Origin of the sequence: Flavobacterium daemonense, assembly GCF_007341385.1 — a bacterium.
GTDB classification, from domain to species: Bacteria; Bacteroidota; Bacteroidia; order Flavobacteriales; family Flavobacteriaceae; genus Flavobacterium; species Flavobacterium daemonense.
The window spans coordinates 95,549-122,504 of the sequence record NZ_VJYD01000014.1 but is presented as its reverse complement, the minus strand read 5'-3'; the positions used below and the strand labels follow the sequence as shown (position 1 = coordinate 122,504).

Annotated in this window: 23 protein-coding genes; 21 read left to right on the top strand and 2 right to left on the bottom strand. The window is 33.9% G+C overall.

Going from position 1 to position 26,956, the window contains the following annotated elements:
* Position 1: 1 nt before the first annotated feature.
* From sov to FND99_RS16770, 13 genes are all read left to right on the top strand, one after another.
* Positions 2–7,219: a T9SS outer membrane translocon Sov/SprA gene (gene sov, locus FND99_RS16830; protein ID WP_144339095.1), complete on the top strand. Its 7,218-nt coding sequence runs from the start codon at positions 2–4 to the stop codon at positions 7,217–7,219.
* A gap of 85 nt (positions 7,220–7,304) precedes the next feature.
* Complete coding sequence (gene gcvH / locus FND99_RS16825) at positions 7,305–7,685, top strand: glycine cleavage system protein GcvH (protein WP_144339094.1); 381 nt, start codon at positions 7,305–7,307, stop codon at positions 7,683–7,685.
* Positions 7,678–8,070 carry a VanZ family protein gene (locus tag FND99_RS16820; RefSeq protein ID WP_144339093.1) on the top strand — a complete coding sequence of 131 codons (393 nt, stop codon included), beginning with the start codon at positions 7,678–7,680 and terminating at the stop codon, positions 8,068–8,070. Before gcvH ends, FND99_RS16820 begins: the two co-directional genes overlap by 8 nt.
* Positions 8,071–8,178: 108 nt before the next feature.
* Positions 8,179–8,922: a deoxyribose-phosphate aldolase gene (gene deoC, locus FND99_RS16815; RefSeq protein WP_144339092.1), complete on the top strand. Its 744-nt coding sequence runs from the start codon at positions 8,179–8,181 to the stop codon at positions 8,920–8,922.
* Positions 8,923–11,067 (top strand): energy transducer TonB, encoded by a 2,145-nt coding sequence (locus FND99_RS16810; protein WP_144339091.1) that lies wholly within the window; start codon positions 8,923–8,925, stop codon positions 11,065–11,067.
* Between the two features lie 157 nt (positions 11,068–11,224).
* Positions 11,225–12,127, top strand: coding sequence for a heme o synthase (cyoE, locus tag FND99_RS16805; RefSeq protein ID WP_144339090.1), 903 nt, complete (start codon positions 11,225–11,227; stop codon positions 12,125–12,127).
* 3 nt (positions 12,128–12,130) lie between these two features.
* Positions 12,131–12,718 carry a cytochrome c oxidase subunit 3 gene (locus FND99_RS16800; protein WP_144339089.1) on the top strand — a complete coding sequence of 196 codons (588 nt, stop codon included), beginning with the start codon at positions 12,131–12,133 and terminating at the stop codon, positions 12,716–12,718.
* Positions 12,719–12,760: 42 nt separating this feature from the next.
* Positions 12,761–13,756: a cytochrome c oxidase subunit 3 gene (locus tag FND99_RS16795; protein ID WP_144339088.1), complete on the top strand. Its 996-nt coding sequence runs from the start codon at positions 12,761–12,763 to the stop codon at positions 13,754–13,756.
* 18 nt (positions 13,757–13,774) lie between these two features.
* Positions 13,775–14,125, top strand: coding sequence for a cytochrome C oxidase subunit IV family protein (locus FND99_RS16790; RefSeq protein WP_144339087.1), 351 nt, complete (start codon positions 13,775–13,777; stop codon positions 14,123–14,125).
* 79 nt (positions 14,126–14,204) lie between these two features.
* Positions 14,205–14,846 (top strand): hypothetical protein, encoded by a 642-nt coding sequence (locus tag FND99_RS16785; protein WP_144339086.1) that lies wholly within the window; start codon positions 14,205–14,207, stop codon positions 14,844–14,846.
* Positions 14,847–14,857: 11 nt separating this feature from the next.
* Positions 14,858–15,547, top strand: coding sequence for an SCO family protein (locus tag FND99_RS16780; protein WP_144339085.1), 690 nt, complete (start codon positions 14,858–14,860; stop codon positions 15,545–15,547).
* A gap of 2 nt (positions 15,548–15,549) precedes the next feature.
* Positions 15,550–16,134 carry a DUF420 domain-containing protein gene (locus FND99_RS16775; RefSeq protein ID WP_144339084.1) on the top strand — a complete coding sequence of 195 codons (585 nt, stop codon included), beginning with the start codon at positions 15,550–15,552 and terminating at the stop codon, positions 16,132–16,134.
* Entirely contained in the window at positions 16,124–16,393 is a 270-nt protein-coding gene (locus FND99_RS16770; RefSeq protein WP_144339083.1) for a hypothetical protein, read from the top strand. Before FND99_RS16775 ends, FND99_RS16770 begins: the two co-directional genes overlap by 11 nt.
* A 17-nt stretch (positions 16,394–16,410) precedes the next feature.
* Here FND99_RS16770 and FND99_RS16765 read toward each other — a convergent pair whose 3' ends face one another.
* Positions 16,411–17,817 (bottom strand): DUF4403 family protein, encoded by a 1,407-nt coding sequence (locus tag FND99_RS16765; protein ID WP_144339082.1) that lies wholly within the window; start codon positions 17,815–17,817, stop codon positions 16,411–16,413.
* A 176-nt stretch (positions 17,818–17,993) separates the two neighbouring features.
* Here FND99_RS16765 and FND99_RS16760 point away from each other — a divergent pair, with 176 nt between their 5' ends.
* The 8 genes from FND99_RS16760 to tsaB all read left to right on the top strand — a co-directional run bounded on the left by FND99_RS16760 (position 17,994) and on the right by tsaB (position 26,099).
* Positions 17,994–18,695: an ABC transporter ATP-binding protein gene (locus FND99_RS16760; protein WP_144339081.1), complete on the top strand. Its 702-nt coding sequence runs from the start codon at positions 17,994–17,996 to the stop codon at positions 18,693–18,695.
* Positions 18,688–19,932 (top strand): ABC transporter permease, encoded by a 1,245-nt coding sequence (locus FND99_RS16755; protein ID WP_144339080.1) that lies wholly within the window; start codon positions 18,688–18,690, stop codon positions 19,930–19,932. The genes FND99_RS16760 and FND99_RS16755 overlap by 8 nt, the downstream gene beginning before the upstream one ends.
* Positions 19,933–19,934: 2 nt before the next feature.
* Complete coding sequence (locus tag FND99_RS16750; RefSeq protein ID WP_144339079.1) at positions 19,935–21,200, top strand: ABC transporter permease; 1,266 nt, start codon at positions 19,935–19,937, stop codon at positions 21,198–21,200.
* A 39-nt stretch (positions 21,201–21,239) separates the two neighbouring features.
* Positions 21,240–22,361, top strand: a complete 1,122-nt coding sequence (locus FND99_RS16745) for an efflux RND transporter periplasmic adaptor subunit (protein WP_144339078.1) — start codon at positions 21,240–21,242, stop codon at positions 22,359–22,361.
* A gap of 78 nt (positions 22,362–22,439) precedes the next feature.
* Entirely contained in the window at positions 22,440–23,822 is a 1,383-nt protein-coding gene (locus FND99_RS16740) for a TolC family protein (protein WP_144339077.1), read from the top strand.
* 6 nt (positions 23,823–23,828) lie between these two features.
* The gene (locus tag FND99_RS16735; RefSeq protein WP_144339076.1) at positions 23,829–25,121 is read left to right on the top strand and encodes an efflux RND transporter periplasmic adaptor subunit; all 1,293 of its coding nucleotides are present in this window, start codon (positions 23,829–23,831) and stop codon (positions 25,119–25,121) included.
* Between the two features lie 11 nt (positions 25,122–25,132).
* Positions 25,133–25,405 (top strand): hypothetical protein, encoded by a 273-nt coding sequence (locus FND99_RS16730; protein WP_144339075.1) that lies wholly within the window; start codon positions 25,133–25,135, stop codon positions 25,403–25,405.
* A 22-nt stretch (positions 25,406–25,427) separates the two neighbouring features.
* Positions 25,428–26,099, top strand: coding sequence for a tRNA (adenosine(37)-N6)-threonylcarbamoyltransferase complex dimerization subunit type 1 TsaB (gene tsaB / locus FND99_RS16725; RefSeq protein ID WP_144339074.1), 672 nt, complete (start codon positions 25,428–25,430; stop codon positions 26,097–26,099).
* An 8-nt stretch (positions 26,100–26,107) separates the two neighbouring features.
* On the opposite strand, the gene FND99_RS16720 is transcribed toward tsaB, so the two are convergent.
* A complete protein-coding gene (locus FND99_RS16720) occupies positions 26,108–26,914 on the bottom strand; it encodes a mechanosensitive ion channel family protein (protein ID WP_144339073.1) in 807 nt (268 codons plus the stop codon).
* Positions 26,915–26,956 lie beyond the last annotated feature (42 nt).

The following is a 26,956-nucleotide window of genomic DNA, read 5'->3' as shown; positions in this document are numbered from 1 at the left end:
TATGCGTAAAATTTGTATTCTTTTACTGGTTTTATTTTGCGGTAATGTTTTGCAATCGCAAGTAAATCCGGCAACACAAGATACAACCAAAACTCAGTTTTCTGTAGGGAAAATGGAGTTGAAAGATCCACCAAGCATACTTTCGGCATACAAATACGATCCAATTTCAGATCGCTATATTTATTCTAACACAGTTGATGGTTTCCCTGTCAATTACCCAATTATTTTGACTCCAAAAGAGTACGAAGAATTAGTTTTGAAAGAATCCCGAAGAGATTATTTCAGAAAAAAAGCCGATGCAATTGACGGTAAAAAAGCAGGAAGCGAAGCAGCTAAAAAGAATTTATTGCCAAGATATTATGTTAATTCAAGTTTTTTTGAAAGCATTTTTGGAAGCAACACAATTGACGTAAAACCTACAGGTTCGGTTGAAATGGATCTTGGTATACGCTATACAAAACAAGACAATCCTTCATTTTCACCTAGAAACAGATCGAGTCTAACATTCGATTTTGATCAGCGAATCAGCATGAGTTTAATGGGGAAAGTAGGGACAAGGTTGGAAGTAAATGCTAATTACGATACGCAATCAACATTTGCTTTCCAGAACTTATTTAAACTTGCTTACACACCTTCAGAAGATGATATTATTCAGAAAGTTGAAGTTGGTAACGTCAGCATGCCGTTAAATAGTACATTAATACGTGGTGCGCAAAGTTTGTTTGGTGTAAAAACACAACTTCAGTTTGGACGAACTACAGTTACAGGAGTTTTTTCAGAACAAAAATCACAAACTAAGAGTGTTGTAGCCGAAGGAGGTGGGACAGTTCAAAATTTTGATTTGTACGCATTGGATTATGACAATGACAGGCACTTTTTCTTGTCGCAGTATTTTAGAGATAAATATGATGCTTCTTTAAAAAGCTACCCTGTAATCAACAGCCGAATTCAGATTACACGAATTGAAGTCTGGGTAACTAATAAACAAAACCGAGTTAGCACAACCAACAACAATCTTAGAAATATTATTGCGCTTCAGGATTTAGGTGAAGGACGTTTGAGTGATGTTCCTGATAATGAAGTAGTGGTTATTGGTTCTACTACAGGATTCTTCAATCCTTCTAAACCTGTTGATTCACCTTCTGAAAATTCAAATAACGCCTATGATCCCGCAGCGATTGGCCAACCCGGATCATTTTTAAACTCGAATATTAGAGAAATCGTTACGGCCAAATCTGGATTTAATAATACAAACGTTAGTGAAGGAACAGATTATTCTATATTAGAGAATGCCCGCAAATTAACAGCAAACGAATTTACGTTCAATCCGCAATTAGGATATATTTCCTTGCAGCAACGTCTTGCAAATGATGAGATTTTGGCTGTTGCATATGAATATACAGAAGGAGGGAAGATTTATCAAGTTGGAGAATTTGGAAGTGATGGAGTTGATGCAACAGTTGTTACCGGAAGCAACAATTCTAATCAAGCCATTATCACACAAAGTTTGATTTTGAAAATGCTTAAAAGCAATTTGACAAATGTTCAGAATCCAGTTTGGAACTTGATGATGAAAAACGTTTATCAAATTCCACAGGCTTACCAGATCAAACAGGATGATTTTAGAATGAACATCTTATACACAGATCCATCTCCTATAAATTATATTACTCCAGTTACTGGAACTTCTTTTCCGGCAAATCCCACAGCTGATAATACAGTTGATCAAACGCCATTATTAAATGTCTTTAACTTAGATAGGTTGAATTACAATAATGATCCGCAGACGGGTGGTGACGGTTTCTTCGATTATCTTCCAGGAATCACTGTTGATGTTTCAAACGGACGAATTATTTTTACTACTAAAGAACCTTTTGGAGAATTAATATTCAAAAAATTACAGAATGCAGGTTCTGGAGAAACCTATAATGATCCAAGTACGTATAACGCAAACCAGCAGAAATATGTATTTAGAAGCATGTATCGTAATACACAATCTGGAGCTTTACAGGATAGTGACAAGAATAAATTTTTATTGAGAGGAAAATACAAATCTTCAGGAAGCAATGGAATTCCGATTGGAGCTTTCAATGTTCCTCAAGGTTCAGTTGTAGTAATGGCGGCCGGACGAAGATTAGTTGAAGGTATTGATTATAGTGTCGATTATCAATTAGGAAGAGTCCAAATTTTAGACCCTTCTCTGCAAGCGTCAAATACTCCTATTGAAGTTTCGTTAGAAAACAACTCAATCTTTGGCCAACAGACTCGAAGGTTTATGGGATTCAATGTCGAACATAAAATTTCAGATAAATTTGTTGTTGGAGGTACCTATTTGAAAATGACTGAAAAGCCATTTACTCAAAAATCAAGTTATGGTCAGGAATCTGTTAATAATACAATATTTGGATTTAATGGAAATTATGCGACCGAAGTTCCATTTTTTACGAGGTTAGTAAACAAACTTCCAAATATCGATACCGATGTTCCATCTAACCTTTCTGTTCGAGGTGAAGTAGCTTTTTTAAAGCCAGATGCGCCAAAAGCAAGTGATTTTGAAGGTGAAGCGACTATTTATGTCGATGATTTTGAAGGTTCGCAGACCACAATTGATATGCGATCTGCATATGCGTGGAGCTTGGCTTCAACTCCATTTATAAATTCGCTAAACGACAACACGTTTAATGCAAATTCAAACACATTAGATTACGGATACAAACGTGCAAAATTAGCATGGTACAGTATTGATCCAATTTTTTACACCTCAAAACCTGACGGTATTTCAAATGATGATTTATCATTAAACACAACTAGACGAATTTACAGTAAAGAGTTATATCCAAATACAGATATTGCTCAAGGTCAGATTCAAGTAATTAATACTTTAGATTTAACTTATTTTCCATCAGATAGAGGGCCTTATAACAACAACCCAAATTTTGGTTCAACTGCGCCATCTTCAAATTTTGGAGGAATTATGCGCTCTTTGAACTCGACGAACTTCGAGCAAGGAAATGTTGAATACATTCAGTTTTGGGTTCTGGATCCATATGTTGGAAATGGAGAAGCACCTGGAGGTAATACAGGAAAAATTTATTTCAATTTAGGTGAAATCTCAGAAGATGTTTTAAAAGACGGAAGAAAGCAATATGAAAATGGTTTAGGGCCAGATCAAGTAATGGTAAATCCGCAACCTATTTGGGGAGATGTGCCAGCTTCTCAATCTTTAATTTATGCATTTGACACAAATCCTGACAACAGAAAAAATCAGGATGTCGGTTTAGACGGTCTTCCCGATTTTAAAGAAGGTTCGATTTATACAAATTATGCTGGCGAAGAAGATCCTGCTGCAGACAACTACAAATATTATTTAAATACTACTGGAGGGGTTCTGGATCGTTATAAAAAATATAATGGTGTTGAAGGAAACTCAGCAGTTAGTATTGATGATCCTAATCGTGGTTCAACAACACTTCCAGATGTAGAAGATATTAATCGTGATAACACCATGAGTACGATTAATGCGTACTACGAGTATAGTGTCGATATAAAACCGGGAATGCAGGTTGGTTCAAATTATATTACAGATATTCGTGAAGTGACTAATGTCGAATTGCCAAACGGCGGAACTACAACTGCAAGGTGGATTCAGTTTAAAATTCCTGTTGCTAAGCCTCAAAATACTATTGGAAACATAAGTGATTTTAGATCTATTCGTTTCTTGCGTATGTTTATGACTGGTTTTAATGATCAAATGACGGTTCGTTTTGGGGCCCTGGATTTGGTTAGAGGTGAATGGAGAAGATACACCGGTACGCTTGACGCGAACGATACAAATCCTGATGATGATGGAACGCAGTTTGATGTTGCGGCCGTTAATATTCAAGAAAACGGAACTAAATGTCCAGTAAACTATGTTATTCCTCCAGGTGTTCAACGAGAACAACTTTATAACAACAATACAATAATCAATCAAAACGAGCAGGCATTGGCAGTTCGTGTTGGAGGAACAGGATTACAATACCAAGATTCAAGAGCGGTTTTCAAAAACGTAAGTGTCGATATGCGTCAGTACAAAAAACTGAAAATGTTTTTGCATGCTGAATCACTTCCAAATGAAACAAATTTATTGGATGATGAAATGGTTGGTTTTATTCGTTTTGGTAATGACTTTACACAGAACTATTATCAAGTCGAAATTCCTTTAAAAGTTACACAAACAGGAGGATCTTGTACTATAAGTCCAGATTTGGTTTGGATGGAACAGAATAATATTGATTTAGCGCTTGAATTATTGACTCGAATGAAAATCAAGGCAATGCCTTTAGATATTAATTCGCCAAAAAGAGATATCAACGGAGTATATTATCCTGATGATGATCCAGATTTGATTTCGAGTGGAGGTGATGGTGACAGTAAATTAAAACTGGGTATTAAAGGAAATCCTAACTTTGGTTTGGTTCGAAATTTAATGGTCGGAGTAAAAAGCAAAGCAGACCACAAAGACATCAAGGGAGAAGTTTGGTTCAACGAACTTCGTATGTCTGATTTAGATAATAAAGGCGGTATGGCGGCATTGTTGAATGTTGATACCAATATGGCTGATTTTGCAACGGTATCAGCTACTGGAAAGAAAAGTACAATTGGTTTTGGATCAATTGAGCAAGGTGCCAATGAAAGAGATCGTGAGGATATTCAACAGTACAACATTGTAACAAACATGAACTTAGGAAAATTAATGCCTCACAAATGGGGAATTAATTTGCCTTTCAATTATGCTATTGGCGAGGAAGTGATTACACCAGAATATGATCCATTTAATCAGGATATTAAATTAGATCAGCTGATAAGAGAAACAACAGATCCAGCTGAAAAAGATAATATTAGAACTCGTGCTGTAGATTATACAAAACGCAAGAGCATTAACTTTATTGGTGTTAGAAAAGATAGAGCTCCGGAGCAGAAACCACATGTTTATGATATTGAAAATTTTACATTTTCACAATCATACAATCAAGTAGCGCGCCACGATTATGAAGTAGAGGATTATAAGGATGAACAGTCAAATTCTGCTGTAAATTATGCCTATACTTTTCAGCCGAAAGAAGTTGTTCCTTTCAAGCAAAACAAATTCATGAAGAAAAGTGATTATTGGAAAATGCTAAGTGATTTTAACTTTAATTATCTGCCTTCAAATATTAATTTCAATACGAATATTTTAAGACAAAGCAATCGTCAGCAATACAGACTGGTTGAAGTTGAAGGAATTGGTCTTGACCCGCTATACAGACGAAATTTTGCTTTTAATTATCAATATGGTTTTGGATTTAATGTAACCAAATCTTTAAAGCTGACTTACACAGCAGCATCAAATAATATTGTAAAAAATTATCTGAATGCAGATAATACACCAAAAGAAGATTTTAATATTTGGGACGATTATTTTGATTTAGGAATTCCAAATCAGCATTTGCAGCAATTCATAGTGAACTACGAGATTCCGTTAAATAAAATTCCAGTTTTAAGTTTTGTAAAAGCGGCATATACTTATACAGCAGATTATAGCTGGCAACGTTCCTCTACAGCTTTATCTCAATTTACTGCTGATGACGGAATTACTTATAATTTAGGAAATACGATTCAAAATGCAAATTCAAACATATTGTCGTCAACGTTTGAGATGAATAAGTTGTATAAATATTTAGGTTTGATGCCTGGAGGAAAAACAGCGGCCAAACCTAAACCAGCTGCACCTCCAAAACCAGGCGAGAAAATCGTAAATACAACGGCAAAACCAGTTGTAAATAATAGTCCGTTTTATGATGGTTTAATGGGAGTTTTGACAAGTTTGAAAGATGTTAAAGTTAATTTTACTAAAAACAGCGGAACCGTATTACCAGGTTATACGCCAAGTGTTGGTTTCTTTGGTACTTCAAAACCAACTTTAGGATTTATTTTCGGAAGTCAGGATGATGTGCGTTATGAAGCTGCAAAAAATGGATGGTTAACCAATTATGAAAATTTCAATCAAAACTTTACACAGGTTACAAACAAGATTTTAAAAGTAACTGCAAATGTTAATCCGTTTCCTGATTTGACAATTGATTTGAATATGGATCGTGCTTATTCTCGAAATTCATCAGAGCAATATAGCGTTGTGAATGGTGACTATATGCCATTGTCTCCTTACACTTACGGAATGTTTTCAATCTCGACTGTACTGATAAAAACATCTTTTGCAACAAGCAATGAGACAGTGTCGGCGGCTTTTGATGATTTTAGAAATAATCGTTTAGTGATTGCAAATCGCTTGGCGGAGGAACATTATGGAGCAGGAGCTGCAATTCCACGATATGGCGATGCCAACAATCCAATCCCAGCACCTGGAGATCCGAATTACGCAGTTTACACTGCCAATGTAGGATATCCGATTGGTTTCACAAAAAGCAACCAAGCTGTTTTGCTGCCATCATTTTTAGCTGCTTATACAGGAGGAAATGCGTCAAGCAGTTCAACAGATATTTTTAGAAGTTTCCCAATTCCAAACTGGAGTATAAAATACAATGGGTTGATGCGTTATAAATATTTCAAAGACAGATTTAAGCGTTTTTCATTATTGCATAATTACAGAGCATCTTACACGGTAAATCAATACAGATCAAATTTTGATTATTTAGAGAATCCAAGCGGGCAAGACGTAAATACAAACTTCTTTAACAAGACAGTTATGTCAAATGTCAATTTAGTGGAGCAGTTCAGTCCGCTGATTCGTGTCGATTTTGAGCTGAAAAATTCTTTCCGCTTATTAACTGAAATTAAGAGGGACAGAGCATTGTCAATGAGTTTTGACAATAATTTGCTGACAGAGGTAAAAGGTGTTGAGTATGTTATAGGAACGGGTTACCGCTTTAAAGATGTAATTTTTTCATCTCGATTAGCAGATAATCCAACAGGAATTATTAAAAGTGACATCAATATAAAAGCAGATTTTTCATATAGAAATAACCAAACATTAGTTCGTTATTTAGATTATGATAATAACCAACTTGCAGCAGGACAAAATATTTGGGCATTAAAATTAACGGCAGATTATGCTTTCAGCAAAAATTTGACAGCCATATTTTATTATGATCATTCATTTTCAAAAGCAGTTATTTCGACTTCTTTCCCGCTTACAAATATTAGATCGGGATTTACGCTCAGATATAATTTCGGAAATTAAATTTAGAATTCTGAACTAAATTTTATTAGAAGATTATTACATTTGTGACTTAATTATTAAATTATCAATTTTCAAACATACTATTATGAGCATACCAGCAAATTTAAAGTACACAAAAGATCACGAATGGGTTAGCATCGAAGGAGATGTTGCGACTGTAGGAATTACTCATTTTGCACAAAAAGAGTTAGGAGATATCGTGTATGTTGAGGTAGAAACTTTAGATCAGACATTAGATAAAGATGAGGTTTTTGGAACAGTTGAAGCTGTAAAAACGGTTTCAGATTTATTTTTGCCTTTAACAGGAGAAATTATTGCTTTCAATGATAGTTTAGAAAGTGCACCAGAAACTGTAAATTCTGATCCTTATGGAGCAGGTTGGATGATTAAAATTAAAATTGCTGATAAATCGGAAATCGATTCATTATTGTCTGACGCAGCTTACAAACAACTTATCGGTGCCTAAACAACTTCTTTTAATTTGGGCGATTATCTGTTCAGGTATCATTACTTATTTTTGTTTGACAAATTCGAGTAATATTCCGGTAGTAAATTTTCCAAGCATAGATAAAATTGTTCATTTTTGTTTTCACTTCGGATTTACAATTTCGTGGATTCTATTTTTCAAAAAAGAACTTAAAGGGCAGCATGCGAATGATTATAAAGCATATCTGATTTCGTTTATTTTTTCCATGTTTTTTGGAATTACAATCGAAATCCTTCAGGGAGTGTTGACAACTACAAGAACTCCTGATGTAACAGATATTTTAGCAAATACGATTGGTGCAACCGCCGGAGTATTTTCGGCAATAGGTTTAAGGAAGCAAATCGATAAAATAATAGGAATATAATTACCCACTTCGGTGGGTTTTTTATTATCCTAAAATGAAGCTTTGTAAATAGTACTGTTTTTTGAATTTAAAATGTATTTTTGTGCCGATCTGGTAGAATATAAAATCATGAACATTAAGCAATTCCTTGATTCAACGTATCTAAAAACTGCTTCGCAAGCTGGGCTTTCGGAAGCGAAAAATGATGTTGTTGTAAAAAAAGCTATTAAAGAAGCGATCAAGGAAGGTTTTAAATTGATTATGATTCGGCCAGAATATGTCAGTTTGGCTAAAAAAATGATTTTGAAGGCTAATTCTCCTGTTCTTGTTGGTACTGTTATTGACTTTCCAGAAGGCAAATCAGATTTGGAAACCAAAATCAAAGAAGCAAATGAAGCTATTGAAAATGGTGCAGACGATTTAGACTTTGTCTGTAACTACCAAGCTTTCAAAAATGGAGAAATTGCCCTAGTCAAAAATGAAATTTTGATTGGAACACAAATAGGTTTAGCTCATAATAAGACAGTAAAATGGATTATTGAAACAGCTGCTTTAACCGATAAAGAAATTATTCAGCTTTCTGCCTTGATTAAAAATGTTGTGGTTTCTAATTTTAAAGAAGACGATTATGCTTCTGTTTTTGTAAAATCATCTACTGGTTTTTTTCAAACAGAAAATGATTTGCCAAATGGCGCTACAATTCCCGTAATTATTATAATGTTAGAAAATGCTTCGCCATTGCCTGTTAAGGCAGCGGGAGGTGTCAGATCATATGAAGATGCAATAGAAATGATTCGTTTAGGTGTTAAACGCATCGGAACTTCAGCTGCGAAAGCAATTGCTGAAGGAGGAAATACCCCAAATCAATATTAAATGAAACTCAAAATTAACGTAATCAATAAAAGTGTTTTAGCTTTTGTTTTTTTTATAACATCTTTATTTGCTTTTGCGCAAGATAATAATGCTTCTTCTGTTCAATCGGGATTTACAAGCGAACAATTTCCTGTTTTTGATAATTGTCAAAATTTAGCCGATAAAAAATTAGAGAACTGTTTTTATAAAGAAGTTCAGGATTTTGTTTTCCAAAATTTTACAGTTCCTGAAAATTTAAAACAATCAAATTATAAGGGAGATGTAAAAGTGCTTTTTGAAGTTGATGCCGAGGGTGTATTTAAAGTGATCTATGTAAATACCTCAAATGAAGATTTGATTGCAGAGGCAAAACGTGTTTTTGGTAAATTTCCGAAAATAAAACCATCAACATATAACGGAAAACCAACATATTCAAAATATACAATATCAATTGACATTCCGTTGAAAAGCAGTGATCAGCTTGCGGCAGAAGCTTTGGCGGCTTCTCAAATTTTAAAGCCGGCTGAAAAACCAATGACAGAATTGGATAGTATTGTCTATAAAAAATACAATAATCCAGAATTTGAGAGTCATTTGAACATTCCTTTTTCTCACAGTTATTATGCGCAGTTTGATGGCGCAATGAATCAAGTTGGGAGCAACAATCACACGGCTTCAAAACCATATACATATGCTGAGGTTTCAAAATATTATAATTTGAAAGCAGTAAACGAGTCACTTAAAAAAGATGTTTCAACTTGGTTGGGAAGAAAATGGTGGAATGAAAACTTGGTTCAGATTCAGGGTGAAGACTATTGGCTGGCTTTGAATCCAATTGTAGATCTTCAATTGGGAAAAGCGTCAGATCTTGATGCATCCTATACCTATGTAAATACTCGCGCATTAAATTTTAGAGGAGGTTTAGGGAAACAAATAAACTTTACAACAACGATTTTTGAAAGCCAAGGCCGTTTTGCTGGATATTTTAATGATTATGCCGAATCGCTGAAACCATCAGGAGGAAATCCAGCAATCATTCCCGGAATTGGAATTGCAAAACAGTTTAAAACCGATGCGTATGATTTTCCTTTAGCTGAGGCAAATATTACGTACACGCCAAGTAAGATTTTTGATTTTCAACTGGGTTATGGCAGGAATTTTATTGGAGATGGATATCGTTCGTTGCTAGAAAGCGATGGAGCTAGTCCTTATCCTTATTTTAAAATCAACACCACTTTCTGGAAAATTAAATATACAAACACTTATATGTGGCTGAAAGATGTTCGTCCTGAAGTTACTGTTGATAAAACCTATGCCTCGAAATTTATGGCAAATCATTATTTGAGCTGGAATGTTTCGAATAGATTGAATCTTGGTTTCTTTGAATCAGTTGTTTGGACCGATACCAATAATAGAGGGTTTGATGTAAATTTTGTTAATCCAATAATTTTTTACCGCGCTGTTGAGTTTGCTTCTTCTTCTAAAAGCGGAAATGCACTTTTGGGAATGACAGCCAAATATAAATGGAATAATTCGGTTAATTTATATGCTCAGTTTTTATTAGATGAATTTTCAGTAGGTGATATGACCGCTGGAGAAAAAAGCTGGAAGAATAAATATGGTTATCAATTAGGAGCTAAATATTTTAATGCTTTTGAAGTAAAAGATTTGCTTTTGCAGCTAGAATACAACCGTGTTCGTCCTTACGTTTATTCACATAGTGCCGTTATTACTAATTATGGACACAATAATCAGAGCATTGGTCATCAATGGGGAGGGAATTTTGATGAATTGCTTGCAATTGGGCGTTACCATAAAGGTCGTTATTTTGCTGATGCTAAATTTACAATTGGCAAAAGAGGTTTAGATTTTAATACTCCGGAAGATAGTTATAATTACGGTGGCAATATTTATAGAAGTTACGATGAAAAGCGTCCATATGATAAGGGAGTAACAGTTGGTCAAGGAAATAAAACCAGTATTTTTATTGCCGATATTCAGGGTGGTTATTTGATTAATCCAATGACAAACCTAAAGTTTTTCGGAAATTTCATTTATAGAAACTTTGATCCAACTCAAGAAACAGCCACAACTTTTAAACAAAGTACAACTTGGTTTACTATAGGATTGCGCTCAGATATTTTTAATTGGTATTTTGATTACTAGAATTTTTATAAGATTTTTCGAAATAATTGTGTTAAAGATATGCAAGTCCTTATTTAATAAAGGTTTTATTGAAAAAAATCTAATTTTATAGTTCTTTATTCTACAATCTAATTTGTACATTTGCACCACTCAAAAAAAATATACAAACAAGAGAGGTTTGAACGCTACTAAAAATACAATTTCACTAAAATCAATATTTCTGGATTTCAAAGAGATTACAAAGGCTGGTTTGGCAATCAGTGTTTTGTTTTCTTCCATTGCAGGATATTTGTTAGGTGTAAACAACGAACACCCTTTTAAATGGAGTGTTTTGCTGGTTTTGTCAATTGGCGGTTACTGCATGGTTGGTGCTTCAAATGCATATAATCAGGTAATTGAAAAAGAGATCGATGCATTAATGGATCGAACAAAAAATCGTCCAGTTCCTTCAGGGCGTATGTCTCCAAAAATGGCTTTGTTTGTAGCAAGCTTGCTTACCATCATTGGAATCAGTTTGCTTTATACAATCAATGCGAAGTCAGCAATGTTTGCTGCAATCTCAATATTTTTATACACAAGTGTTTATACGCCATTAAAAACGGTAACATCACTATCTGTTTTTGTTGGTGCTTTTCCTGGTGCAATCCCGTTTATGTTGGGCTGGGTTGCGGCGACAGGGGAATTTGGGATTGAAGCAGGAACTTTATTTTTGATTCAGTTTTTCTGGCAGTTTCCTCATTTTTGGGCAATCGGCTGGTTTTTATATGAGGATTACGAAAAAGCAGGAATCTTTATGCTTCCGACAGGAAAAAAAGATAAAGGAACAGCTTTGCAGGTTATTTTATATACAGTTTGGTTGATTATAGCTTCTTTATTGCCGGCTTTGGGCTATACAGGACAGCTGTTTATCTCTCCAATTGCGGTAGTTTTAGTGTTTTTATTAGGATTGTGGATGTTGTTTTATGCTGTGAAATTATATCAATTGCGTACTGCAAAAGCTGCAAGAACTCTAATGTTGGTAAGCGTTTCGTATATTTCGCTTCTACAAATCGTATTTATAGTTGATAAATTTTTAAGATAAGTTATGGAAATGACAATGAGAACAAGTGAAGAACAGGAAAGCAAATCAAAGTCGGCTAAACTGATTTTGTTATTCGCAATGGTAAGTATGACCATGATGTTTGCTGGACTTACAAGTGCTTTTGTAGTAAGTAAGTCAAGAGCTGACTGGTTGAAGAATTTTGAATTGCCAACTGCATTCTATTTTAGTACAGCTGTTATTATTGGTTGTAGTGTTACTTTTTATCTGGCTAAAAAAGCAATTCAGAAAGACAACAGAAGCTTAACGACAACTTTATTGCTAGCGACATTAGCTTTGGGGATTTTATTTGTTGTTTTGCAGTTTATAGGATTCGGTCAGATTATGGAAAGTGGTTATTATATGACCGGTCAAGGCAGTTCGATTACTGCAACTTTCCTTTATGTGATTACTTTTGTGCACCTATTGCACTTGCTTGGCGGGTTAATTTCGCTTTTAATCGTAATTTATAATCATTTTAAACAAAAATACAATTCGACTCAAACTCTTGGTATAGAACTAGGTGCAATGTATTGGCACTTTCTAGACTTATTGTGGGTTTTATTATTTTTATTTTTATATTTCTTTAAATAAGAAAAAAACGTAAATTTGGGAACTTTTTAACGAATATCTTTTATGGAAGCGACAGTTACTACTGCAAATAACAACGAAAAAACTTGGGGAGGCGGAGATGATATCCAGCCATTAGGAGCAAGCTATGGTAAAATGATGATGTGGTTTTTTATCGTATCAGATGCCTTAACATTCTCTGGATTCCTTGCTGCTTATGGTTTTTCTAGATTTAAATTTATTGAAACATGGCCTTTGGCTGACGAAGTGTTTACTCACTTCCCATTTTTACATGGTGTTGCGGCTCCTATGTATTATGTAGCCTTAATGACTTTTATTTTGATTTTCTCATCTGTAACAATGGTTTTGGCTGTTGATGCAGGTCATCATTTGAAAAAGACAAAGGTTGCAATTTATATGTTCTTGACTATTATTGGAGGTTTAATTTTCGTTGGTTCTCAAGCTTGGGAGTGGAAAAACTTCATTAAAGGAGAATACGGTGCAGTTGAAACAGTAGGTGGAAGTTTATTGCAGTTTGTTGATAAAGACGGTAAAAGAGTAGCTCTTGAAGAGTTTGCTGTAAAATTGCCAGAACAAAGAGAAGCGCTTACAAGAGCTAAAGCTAAATGGTTCATGGAAGATGCTGAAACGCAACCAACTTATACTGTTGCTGAAGTTCAAGCAGGTTTTAAAGTACATCCTGAGTTGTTGATCAGAACAGAGCAAATCATTGAAACAAACGGTAAAAAGAGCAAAAAAGTTCTAAGTAGAGCAGAGTCTGAATCTCGTTTGAGTTCTGCAAAATATGTAGTAGAAGGAGCAAACCTAACTAGAAATGAATACGGAAGTAAATTATTTGCTGATTTCTTCTTCTTTATTACTGGATTCCACGGTTTCCACGTATTTTCTGGAGTTATCATCAATATCATTATCTTCTTTAATGTATTGTTAGGAACTTACGAGAAAAGAAGAAGCTACGAAATGGTAGAGAAAGTTGGTTTATACTGGCACTTTGTCGATTTAGTTTGGGTATTTGTATTTACAGTTTTCTACTTAGTTTAATTTTAGATTTTAATTATTATGTCACACGAGCACGTATCAAATACAAAAAGAATCTGGTTTGTTTTTGCATTACTATCAGTAGTAACTACAGTAGAGGTTATTCTTGGTATTTACAAACCTGCAGTTTTAGAGGGTAATCATTTCGTAGGTTTGAATTTATTGAATTGGATATTTTATATCCTTACAGTATTCAAAGCATATTATATTGTATGGGCATTTATGCACATGGAAGGTGAAAAAAGCAGCCTTAGATGGTCTGTTGTATCACCAGTTATTTTCCTAGTTTTATATTTATTGTTTATTCTTTTGACAGAAGGACATTATATTTATGGGGTTTTTAAAGATTCTACTATTAAATGGAATTTTTAACATGATATTAATTCGAAAAGAAGCTCCGATTTACGGAGCTTTTTTTATTTTTGTACCTCAATATTTGTCCGCATAAACAATGAAAAAAAATATAGTTCTCTTTGTACTTTTTGTTCTGCCTATTGTAGCTTATTTGTTTTTTGCATCTGGAGTAAACAGCTTTACTAAACTTCCTACCATAACTCCTAAAATTGCTGATCTTGGCAATTGGAAATCCTTAAAAGGAGAAAAAGTAACTTTAAATAATAAAATCACCATTCTTGGTTTTTCTGGATCTGAAATTGTGAAAAACAGAGGTAATTTTTTTAATTTGAATGAAAAAATCTACCAACGTTATAATGGTTTCAAAGATTTGCAGTTTGTTGTCGTGTGTCCTTTAGGCACAGAAGAACAAGCTAAAAAACTTGTGGAGTCGTTGGGTGCTTTTACTGATGTTTCTGGATGGCATTTTGTTTTTGCTTCGCCAAATGAAATCAAAACATATTATGATCAGCTGAAGCTAAAAGGTAAACTTGATGAGAATCTAGGAACATCAAATGTTTATATTGTAGATAAAGAAAGAAATCTTCGAGGAAGGAAAGATAAAGACGATTATAAAGAAGGTTATGATACTTTCCATCCATCTGATTTGAGCAACGAAATGCTGGATGATTTCAAAATCATTTTATATGAATATCGTGCCGCTCTTAAAAAGAATCACAATGCTACTAAAGAACTTTAATTTTTATCTACATGTTTAAAAATAAATCATATATCGGAATTTCGTTTATCGTTTTGATTTTTGGAATTTATGCAGTGCCAAAAATTGTTGACCGAATTCAAAATGGTGAAGTTGTAAAAGGAAATCGTCTGGATAATGTTAGTTTGAAAAATTCAAAAGAGGATGGAAAACTATTGACCATAGGTCCAGCTCCTAAATTTGAATTGACAAACCAAGATGGTGCTAAAGTTTCAAATGACACTTACAAAGGAAAAGTTTATGTTTTGGAGTTTTTCTTCACAACTTGTCCTTCAATTTGTCCAAAAATGAATTTGAGTATGTTGGAAATTGAGAAAACTTTTTTTGGAAATCCAAATTTCGGAATTGTATCCATAACAATAGATCCTAAACACGATACTCCTGCGGTTCTAAAAGAGCACGCAAAATTATTGGGAGTAAAATCGTCAAATTGGAACTTTCTAACAGGAGATAGAGCAACAATAATGGATTTGTCTAATAAAGGATTCAATTTATATGCTGGCGAAAATGACAAAGTAAACGGTGGTTTTGAACATTCTGGTTTGTTTGCCTTAATTGATAAAGACGGAAAAATTCGTTGCAGAAAAGATGACTTCGGAAATCCAATTTTATACTACGATGGATTAGATAAAAAAGGAGTTAGAGAAATTCAGGAAGATATTAAAGTATTATTAGCAGAATAAAAATGGAAGATAATTCAATCGAAAAAAAATATAATAAATTTATTGTTGCAGTATCAATTGTAATACCGCTTGTAGTAGCGATTTTATTTGGTGTAAAACTAAAAGATTTTGGATATAATGTTGAGCCTTTATCAATGTTGCCTCCAGTTTATGCAACGATAAACGGTGTAACTGCCGTTGTGCTTGTTGCAGCCGTAATAGCTATTAAAAACGGAAAACGTGTATTGCACGAACGTTTAATGACTTTTGCTATTGCCTTGTCAGTTGCTTTTTTAGTGATGTATGTGGCTTATCATATGACGGCGGATTCTACTAAATTTGGAGATTTAAATCACGATGGTATTCTTGATGCAGTAGAAAGTGCAAAAGTTGGCTCACTTCGATTGGTTTATTTTGTCATCTTAATAACTCATATATTGCTTTCAATCGCGATTATTCCGCTTGTTCTTATTTCATATGTGAGAGCACTTGGGCAGCAATTTGACAGACATAAAAAAATAGCTAAAATCACTTTCCCAATCTGGCTATATGTTGCTGTGACTGGTGTTGTAGTATTTTTAATGATTTCTCCGTATTATGCGAATTAGTAAAAAAAATAATGTTCAAGATTTAAAATCAAAATTTCAAACTTTTTTTTTTGGAATTTGCATCTTCTTAATTGGAATTTCAGCAAATGCTCAATGTGCAATGTGTCGTGCGGCACTTGCTGGAGATTCAAACGTTAAAAAAGCGGAGGCGGTAAATGACGGAATTGTTTACTTAATGGTGATTCCGTATTTGCTGGTAGGAATAATTGGTTTTCTGATTTACAGAATGTATCAATCTAAAAAGAAAAAAGCAGTCTAAATTTAGACTGCTTTTTTTTATTTCAATCCATCAACAGAAACATTCACGGTTCCGTTTATTTTTATAAATGCAATAATCGCTTGGTTGGTCAGTTGAATTTTATCAAACTGAATATCTTCCATTTTTCCATTTACAAAAACTCCTGGCATTGGGGAATAATTTTTTAAGTAAGAAGCCATACTCTTTTTGCCTTCTTCTAAATTTGGTTGTATTGAATAACGACAACTCGATTCCATTTTTCTTAAAATATAGCCTTGTCCAAGCCAACTTGCAGTTCTCATTAATTTGCTTTTGGTGTCTAAAACATAATCGAGTTTATCAAAATAAATCTCTTTTGTCTGCGGATTATATTGCGGAAACCCGTTTAAATATAAAGTTCCGTTTATAGATCCTAGGACATCAAGCGCAATGACCATTTTCCCGTCTTTGTGCCAGATCGCAACATTTTTTACGGTTATTTTTTTGCTTCCAGAGCCAAATTCTTGATCAGCAAAATTTTTAGTCATGATTTTAGAAGCATCCGTATAGGTCGAAATGGCTGCAATATTGGCGGAAATTTGATTCGGGATTTTAGTAACAGGTTTTAAAACAATTTTATTAGCATTGAATTTTGATTCAGGCTGTTTTCCAACAATGGTTTCCATATTGCATTTCATTCCCATATCTAATAAAAAGGAATCGTTTTTTAGTCTTGCATTTGTCGAATAAACTTCAATTGGAACAATTCGTAACCAGCTTTCATAAGTATCGCTCATTTGAAACGGCGTACAGATTTTTTCTAAAGCCGATAAAATATTCGGTTTAAAATCCATTGATTTTTCAATAGCTTCATCTATCTTCTTCTCAATTTTAGATTTAAAAATGGAAATTGCTGGGTTTACCAAATAGGTAATCGGGACGTTTTTTCCAAAAACCGTCATCGTTGGACTTTCGTTCCAGTCTAACGATTTAAACTCGGTTTTTGTATTTAATTTCCAATTAGTCAACGCAACATCACTCGACAAAGTGATAACTCCATTCAAATTAAATTCACGCGTATCATAAAGTTCTACGCCGAGTTTTTTTGTCCCAATTCGGTATTTGATAGTTGCTTTTAGAGGAAGAACTGTTTTGATCTTTTTGTCTAATGCAGCAGGATCATTCTGAATTTTTATTGGTGCTTGTTTCCAGATTTTCATTTCAATATCGTCATCTTCAATATTGTTGTCTTCGTAAATCAATCCGTTTAAAATTGAGTTTGTCTGGTTTTCAATATCAGACAATTTTACCGTTATCGGCAAGTTGATAAATGAAGGATTTGCATCATAAACTAGTGGACTAGCATCGTCTGGCTCTGGTTTTAATGTCTCTAATTTTTGTGATGTCGAACAACTAAAAAGTATGGCAGCCGTTGTAAATAAAGCGAAGATTGAAGTGAACCTCATTGGTACAATTTTTTAAAGTGATACAAAATTAAGAAAACAATTAAATAATCTTAAAAATGTGTAACAATTACAAAATTATACCGTCTTATCTAAATATTAAAATACAATTATTAACGTTTTGTTATCATAATTTACTTATAAAAAATATTATTATTGTTTAAAAAATTAACAATACCATGATTGAAATAAAAGATTTGCATAAATCCTATAAAATGGGAAGTTCAGAACTGCATGTGTTAAAAGGCATAAATTTTAATATTGAAGAAGGTGAGCTTGTAGCTATCATGGGATCTTCAGGGTCAGGAAAATCGACGCTTCTTAATATTTTAGGAATTTTAGATGAGGCAGATTCTGGAAGTTACACTTTAGATAAAACACCAATTAAAAAGTTGAACGAAACTATTGCTTCAAAATATCGCAATAAGTTTTTAGGATTTGTTTTTCAGTCTTTTAATTTGATCAATTACAAAAGCGCACTTGATAATGTTGCCATGCCATTATATTATCAAGGCATAAAAAGAAAAGAACGCTACGAAATTGCAATGAAATATTTGGAGAAAGTTGGTTTAGGTTCGCATTCACATCACTTGCCAAATGAGCTTTCTGGTGGACAAAAACAACGTGTTGCAATTGCAAGAGCATTAGCCTCAAATCCGAAAGTATTGCTTGCCGATGAACCTACAGGAGCTTTGGATACTAAAACTTCTTATGAAGTAATGGAACTTATTCAAGGAATTAACGATGAAGGTAAAACTATTTTGATCGTTACACACGAACCAGATATTGCCGCGATGTGCAAGAGAAACGTAGTCCTGAAAGATGGATTAATTATCGATGATAAAATGGTAGAACAAGTTAGAGCTTCATCTTATGTTTAATATTGAGCGTTGGCAGGAAATATTCGAAGCAATTTCTAAAAACCGATTAAGAACTTTTCTTACTGGGGTTTCTGTAGCTTCGGGGATTTTTATTTTAGTGATTTTGCTTGGAGCGGGAAAAGGGCTTCAGAATGGAATCGAAAAACAGTTTGAGCGCGATGCCGCCGGACTTATCGAGGTTTGGTCTGGAACGACAACAAAAGAATACAAAGGATTAAATCCGGGAAGACAAATTCAGCTTAGAAACAGTGATTATAACCAATCGGTTCAAAAATTTGATGATAAATTAGATTTGCGTTCTGCTTCATATAATTTTTGGGGCGGTACGATTAGTTATGGGAAAGAATCTGCAAGTTATCAATTCAGAGGAGTAGATCCTGATCACGGTTCAGTAGAAAACCTTACAGTTGTTCAAGGCCGATTTATAAATAGCAACGATTTGGCTAACAATGAAAAAGTTGCAGTGATTGGGATGAAAGTAAAAACAGATTTGTTTAAAGATAAAGATGCTTTAGGTAAGGAAGTCGCAATCAATAATGTCAATTTTAAAGTAGTGGGGATTTTTACAGATCCTGGAGGAGAAAGAGAAGAATCCAGAGCGTATTTACCTAGAACTACGGCGCAAAGAGCTTTTGGTGGAGGAGATAAAATCAGTTATATGTCTTTTAACCTAAAGAAAACAAATGATTATGATGCAGCTTTGGCAGAATCAGAAAAATTTACTCAAGATGTAAAGACGCTTCTTAAAAGTAAAAATATGGTCGCGCCAGATGATGATAGCGGAATTGGTGCTTATAATTCAGTAAAAGATGCGAAGCAATTTTATGATTTAAACTTATATATAAGATTATTCTTTTGGTGGGTTGGTATTTGTACAATCATTGCAGGAGTAGTTGGTGTAAGTAATATCATGTTGATTATAGTGAAAGAAAGAACAAAAGAAATTGGAATTAGAAAAGCCTTGGGAGCATCTCCATTTTCTATTATTACCATGATACTTCATGAGTCAATTTTTATTACTACAATTGCAGGTTTTACCGGATTGCTGGCTAGTTTATTATTACTGGAATTTGTTGGTCCAATGGTGCAGAGCGAATATTTCAGAAATCCTGAAGTCGATTTCAGTGTCGCATTGACAACACTTGTATTACTTGTATTCGCGGGCGCATTGGCTGGTTTTTTTCCGGCATACAGAGCAGCCAAAATTAAACCTATTGTAGCACTTAGAGACGAATAATTATGTTTAAGAAAGATAATTGGGACGAAATTTTACAGGCATTGACTGCAAATCCTTTCAGGACGATCTTGACGGCTTTTGGGGTTTTTTGGGGAATCTTCATTTTGGTGATTCTGCTAGCAGCAGGAAATGGATTGGAAAATGGAATTAAAAAAGGTTTTGACGGAATTGCGACAAATACCATGTTCATGTGGAGTCAGACAACTTCAAAAGCCTATAAAGGATTGCCAAAAACGCGTCGTTATGATTTTAGAAATAGCGATGTTACCGCATTAAAAGCTGCTTTGCCAGATTTATTATATGTTTCGCCAAGAAATCAGTTAGGAGATTTTAATGGAACAAATAATGTCGTGCGAGGAACAAAAACTTCTGCATTTACTATTTATGGAGATTATCCTGAACTGATTAAGCAACAACCAATGGATATCATAAAAGGGCGATTTGTAAACCAACAGGATATTCAGGAAAGAAGAAAGGTTTGCGTAATTGGTCAAGGTGTTATCAGCGAACTTTATGGAAAAGAAGAAGAATACATTGGGACCTACATTAAAATTAACGGCATAAATTTTATGGTTGTTGGAGTTTATAAATCTAAACAACAAGGTGGAAATGCTGAACAGGAGCAAAAAAATATTTTTATTCCGTTTACAACTTTTCAGCAAGCTTTTAATTATGGAGATAAAGTAGGATGGATGGCGCTTACAGCAAAAGACGAAACGTCAATCACTGATTTAAAACCAAAAATTCTGGAAATTATTAAAGCCCTGCATTCTATAAATCCTGCAGATGACAGAGCGGTTGGAAATTTTGATTTGTATGAGCAGTTCAATAAAGTTCAGAGTTTGTTTAATATCTTGAAAATCATTGCTTATTTTGTTGGAACTCTAGTTCTGATTTCTGGAGTAATCGGAATTTCAAATATTATGCTTATTGTAGTTAAAGAACGTACAAAGGAAATTGGAATTAGAAGAGCATTAGGAGCAACTCCATCGGCTATTCGAGGACAAATTTTATCAGAATCTATCTTTTTGACTATTATTTCAGGAATGTTTGGAATTGCCGTCGCCACCGGAATTATTGCCATCTTAAATATGGCTTTAGCCTCCATGCCGCCAGACAGCAATACTATGTTTGCAAATCCAAGTGTAGATTTAGGAGTTGTATTTGTTGCCTTATTAATATTAGTGGGTTCAGGTTTGCTTGCCGGATTTATTCCTGCACAAATCGCAATTAATGTAAAGCCAGTTGACGCTTTACGAACAGAATAAATTATCAATCAAAATATAATCGATTAAACCAAAAACAAAATGAAAAAAGGAGTAACCGTAACCATTTTAATCTTTATTGCAATAGTTTTCTTTGGTGCACTTTATTATTTGTACGCTAAAAACCAAGAGTCGCCAATAGTTTATCAAACTGAAAAGGCAGAGATTAAAACGATAGTAAAAAACACGATCGCAACAGGTAACATTCAGCCTGATGAAGAGGTCTTAATCAAACCAAACATCTCAGGAATTATTGAAGAAGTTTATATTAAAGCTGGAGAAAAAATCAAAGCCGGCGATATGATTGCCAAAATTAGAGTTGTTGCCAATGTATCGAATGTAAGCAGTACACAAAATCAAGTGCAGACAGCTAAAATCGCATTAGACAATCAGGAAAAAATCTATAAGAGACAAAAAACACTTTTTGAAAAAGAAGTAATTTCTGCAAATGATTTTGATGCAGCGCAATTGGCTTACAAACAAGCGAAACAAAATTATTTGGCTGCAACGCAAAGCTTGGATATCGTAAAAACAGGAACAACAACATCTTTAGGGAATTATGCAAATACATTAATTCGTTCAACAGTTAACGGAATGGTGTTGCAGGTGCCTGTAAAAGTTGGAAATCAAGTTATTGAAAGTAATAATTTTAATGAAGGAACTACAATTGCTAGTGTTGCCGATGTTGGAAGAATGATTTTCATTGGAAAAATTGACGAATCAGAAGTAGGTAAAATCAAAGAAAAAATGCCAATCGAAATTACTGTTGGAGCTATCGAAAATAAAAAATTCGATGCCTATTTAACAGATATTGCTCCAAAAGGTGTTGTAGAAAATGGTGCTATTCAGTTTGAAATTAAAGCCAAATTAGAAAATAAAGGAGATACTTTTATTAGAGCTGGTTTAAGTGCCAATGCATCGATCATATTAGAAAAAGCAGACAAAGTTTTGGCTATTAAAGAATCGCTTGTGCAGTTTGACAAAAAAACTCAAAAACCTTATGTGGAAGTTGAAACAGCTCCTCAAAAATTTCAAAGAAGAGATTTAGTATTAGGAGTTAGCGACGGAATTTATGTTCAAGTTAAAAGCGGAATTAAAGATTCTGATAAAATTAAAATCTGGAACCAAGGTTTGATCAACGAAGGAGATAAGGGTAAAAAATAATCTGATTATTTAAAGAGTTTTTGGGTTTTTAAAATGTTAAATTTGCATGGCTTGCCTGCTGTGCTTCATTCAAAATATATGAAAATAAATAAAATAAATAGTCTAGTTTTTGCCATGCTTTTCGGGTTTGGATTATCAGGACAAGCGCAGACAAAACAATGGACACTGGAGGAATGCGTACGATATGCATTGGATAATAATATTACGATAAAAGTATCGGAATTAGATGTTCAAAATGCTGAAATAAATAAAAAGGATGCATTTGGAAGATATCTTCCATCAGTAAACGGAAATGCATCACATTCTTGGAATATTGGTTTGAACCAGGATGTAACTACAGGGGTTTTGCGTAATCAGACTACGCAATATTCATCTGTGGGTTTAAATGCTGGAGTTGATATTTACAGAGGTCTGCAAAACCAAAATACATACAGACGAACAAAACTTGCTATTATTGCATCACAATATCAATTATTGAAAATGCAGGAAGATATTTCGTTGAATGTGGCGAATGCTTTTCTTCAGATTTTAGGTTATAAAGAAGATTTAAAAATCAAAACAGAACAACTTGCTATTGACGAAAAACGTTTAAAACGTTCAGAAGAAATGGTAAATGCTGGAACAATTCCACGTGGCGATTTATATGATTTGAAAGCTACTATTGCAACAGATAAACAAAATATTGCAGTTTCTGAGAACAATTTATTGATCTCAAAATTGAGTCTTGCTCAGCTTCTACAGCTTAAAGAATTTGCTGACTTTGATGTTGTTGATGATACAAATGCAAAAGATGAAAATAATATCATGGCACAAAGCCCAACTGATATTTATAACAAAGCAAAAGAAACAAGAACTGAGTTGAAACTGGCGCAAACCAATCTTGAAATTGCAGAAAAAAATGTTGCAATCGCTAAAGGTGCTTTCCAGCCTACTCTTACTGGTTTTTATGGTTTTAATACGAGAGCAAGTTATAGCGATCAAGTAAAATTGGATGCAAATAATCAGCCATATACTACAGGTCCAGATCCGATATTCCAGCAGTTTAGTGATAATAAAGGACATAACTTTGGTTTTCAATTAAATGTTCCAGTTTTCAACGGATTCTCTGTTAGAAATAATGTTGAACGAAATAAAGTAAGTTTAGAGAAATCTAAAATAGATTTAGAACAAAAAAGTTTAGATTTGCAACGTAACGTTTATACCGCTTTTACAAATGCAAAAGGCGCATTAAATACGTACGAAGCAGCAACGGTAACGTTAGAAGCAAGACAGCAGGCTTACAATTATGCTAAAGAAAAGTATGATGTAGGATTGATGAATTCATTTGATTTTACGCAAGCTCAAACATTATTAACTAATGCGCAGTCTGAAGTTATTAGAACGAAATACGATTATATATTTAAAATAAAAATTCTTGAATTCTATTTTGGAATTCCAATTGTTCCAATTCCTGCAAAATAATTTATTATGTCAAAAAAAACAATTTATTTCTTAGTTGGGGGCGCAATCGTAATTATTGCTGCTTTAATAGGTTTGTCGAAAGCTGGAGTAATAGGAAATAAGGATGAAGGAAAAGAAGTAGAAATCTCAAAAGTTGTATCGTCGACGATTGTTGAAACCGTTTCGGCTACTGGAAAAATTCAGCCCGAAATTGAGGTAAAACTAGCGTCGATGGTTTCTGGTGAAATCATTGCGTTAAACGTGAAAGAAGGGCAAGTGGTAAAAAAGGGCGATTTATTAGTGAAAATAAATCCTGATTTATACACATCTGGACTAGACAGATCTGTTGCAAATCTTTCAGGGGTAAAAGCTAGTTTAACACAATCTGAAGCTAATTATAAGGAAGCAAAAGCTAGTTATGAGCGTAATAAGACCTTGTATGAAAAAGGAGTAATATCAAAATCTGACTGGGATAAATCTATTGCGACTTTTGAGGTTGCAAAAGCTACAAAACAAAGTTCGTACTATAATGTTCAGAGTGCATCTGCATCTGTTACAGAGGCGAAAGACAACTTAGGACGTACTTTGATTTATGCACCAGCCGATGGAACCATTTCAGTTTTAAATGTTGAATTAGGTGAGCGTGTTTTAGGAACACAACAAATGGCGGGAACTGAGCTTTTAAGAGTTGCCAATTTAAACAACATGGAAGTTGAAGTCGATGTTAACGAAAATGACATCGTAAAAGTGAAAATTGGTGACGAAGCAAATGTTGAAGTTGATGCTTATTTGAAAAAGAAATTCAAAGGAATTGTAACCAGTATTTCAAATTCTGCAAGTACAACTTTGACTTCAGATCAGGTTACTAATTTCAAGGTTAAAGTGCGAATTTTAAAAGAATCGTACCAAGATTTATTAGAAGGAAAACCAAGTGCTTATTCGCCTTTCCGACCAGGAATGACAGCTACTGTTGATATTATGACGACTACAAAAAACAATGTTTTGGCAGTGCCAATCAGTTCTGTAGTAGTGAAATCGGACACGGCTGCTGTTAAGGATTTTAAAGTTGAAGATCCGAATGAAGATAAAAAAGTAGCGCCGAAAAGCGATAAAAAATTCGAATGTGTTTTTGTAAAAGTTGGAGATAAAGCTAAAATCCGAATTATTAAAACAGGAATTCAGGATGATACTAATATTGAAGTAATGTCTGGATTGAAACCGGGTGATGTCGTTATTACAGGACCTTACACAACTGTTTCTAAAGATTTGAATTCTGGTGATAAAGTGAAGCTTAAAAAAGCGGATGTTCCTAAGAAATAAAAATTGATTCGATGATAATTGCGTTGCATGGTGGTTTCTCTGCAGAAATGCTTTATGGATTAGGAGGAGGATTTGTTGCAGCAGTTTTGTTTCTTATAGTTATACACTACAGAATTTACCATAGTGAATACTATAATGAAGAATACGTGTATTTTTCATCGATTAAAAAAATCGCTCTTTATTTGGGATTTATTACTATCAATCTTATTGTAGCCTATTTTTTGTTTTTTGTCTTCATGCTTTTAATTGGCGGGATTTCAAGCTATTTTATTAGAAATTTTTGATAACATTATAAAATTACACACATTGTCTTTTATTCTTAACATCGAAACAGCAACTAAAAATTGTTCAGTATCAATTGCAAAAAATGGGGAAACTATTATTTGCAGGGAAATTGCTGAAGAAGGATATTCGCATGCCGAAAAACTTCATGTTTTTATTGAAGAAGTAATTGCAGAATCTGGAATTTCGGTTCAGGATTTAGTAGCTGTGGCCGTAAGTCAAGGGCCTGGTTCTTATACAGGTTTGCGTATAGGTGTTTCGGCAGCAAAAGGATTATGTTATGCTTTGAATATTCCGTTGATCGCTGTTGACACATTAGAGACGTTAGCTTCGCGAGTTTCTGTTTCAGAAGGGAAAATTATCCCGATGCTTGATGCTCGAAGAATGGAAGTCTATAGTGAAATTTTTACCTTTGATCTTAAAAGAGAAAGAGCTATTCAGGCAGAAATTATTTCTGAGGAATCTTTCGCTGAATATAAAGAAGTGCTTTATTTTGTTGGTGATTGCGCCGAAAAATGCAAGCCAGTTTTAAAAAACGAAAATTTTGTTTTTTTAGAAGAAATCAAATATCCTTCGGCACGTGAAATGAGTAAAATCAGTTATGATAAATATCAAAAAAGCGACACGGTAGATGTCGCTTATTTTGAGCCTTATTATTTAAAAGATTTTATGATGACATTGCCATCTAAAAAATAACAATCTATTTATTTTTGAATTGTAAACGGCTGAACAGAAATTCCTGCTTGGTCTAAAGCTGTTTTGCAATTCTCTAAAGTTTCAGAAAATACAGCTCCATAGTTAGCATTTTTTGCCCAAGGACGTACCGCAAAATCAACAGAACTTGCTGATAAATTTTTTACAAAAACCTCTGGTGCAGGAGTTTTAAGAACTTTTGGGTTCTTATTTAAAACATCAAGAAGAACTTCTTTTGCTTTTTTAATGTCTGAATCATATGATACTGAAAAGGTCAAATCTGCTCTTCTTTCTCCCTGCATCGAATAATTGATGATTGTTCCGTTTGATAAAGCACCATTTGGGACAAAAACGGTTTGATTGTTTCCGGTAAGCATTTTGGTAACAAAAATCTGAATTTCTAAGACAGTAGCAACAACGCCTTGCGCTTCGATTGTATCCCCAACTTTAAAGGGTTTGAAAACAATAATAAGCATACCACCTGCAAAATTAGAAAGAGAACCTTGCAACGATAAACCAATCGCAAGTCCCATCGCACCTAAAATTGTGACAAATGAAGTAGTCGGAATTCCGAGATTTGAAATAAAGGTTACAAATAATAAAATTCGGAGTGCCCATAATAAAATATCGGCGAGAAATTTAGTCAGCGTTGGATCTAAATTTCGTTTCACCATTATTCTTCTGATTGATCTGTTTATTAATCTGATGGCATATAAACCAATAAATAAAACAAGTAGTGCAGAGACTAACTTTGGTGCATAATCTACTAAAACTTGTACAAATGAATTGGCGTAACTGCTTAATTGTTCTGGACTCATAATTGTATTTTAAGAATAAAAAAACCTTCTCAAAAGGAGAAG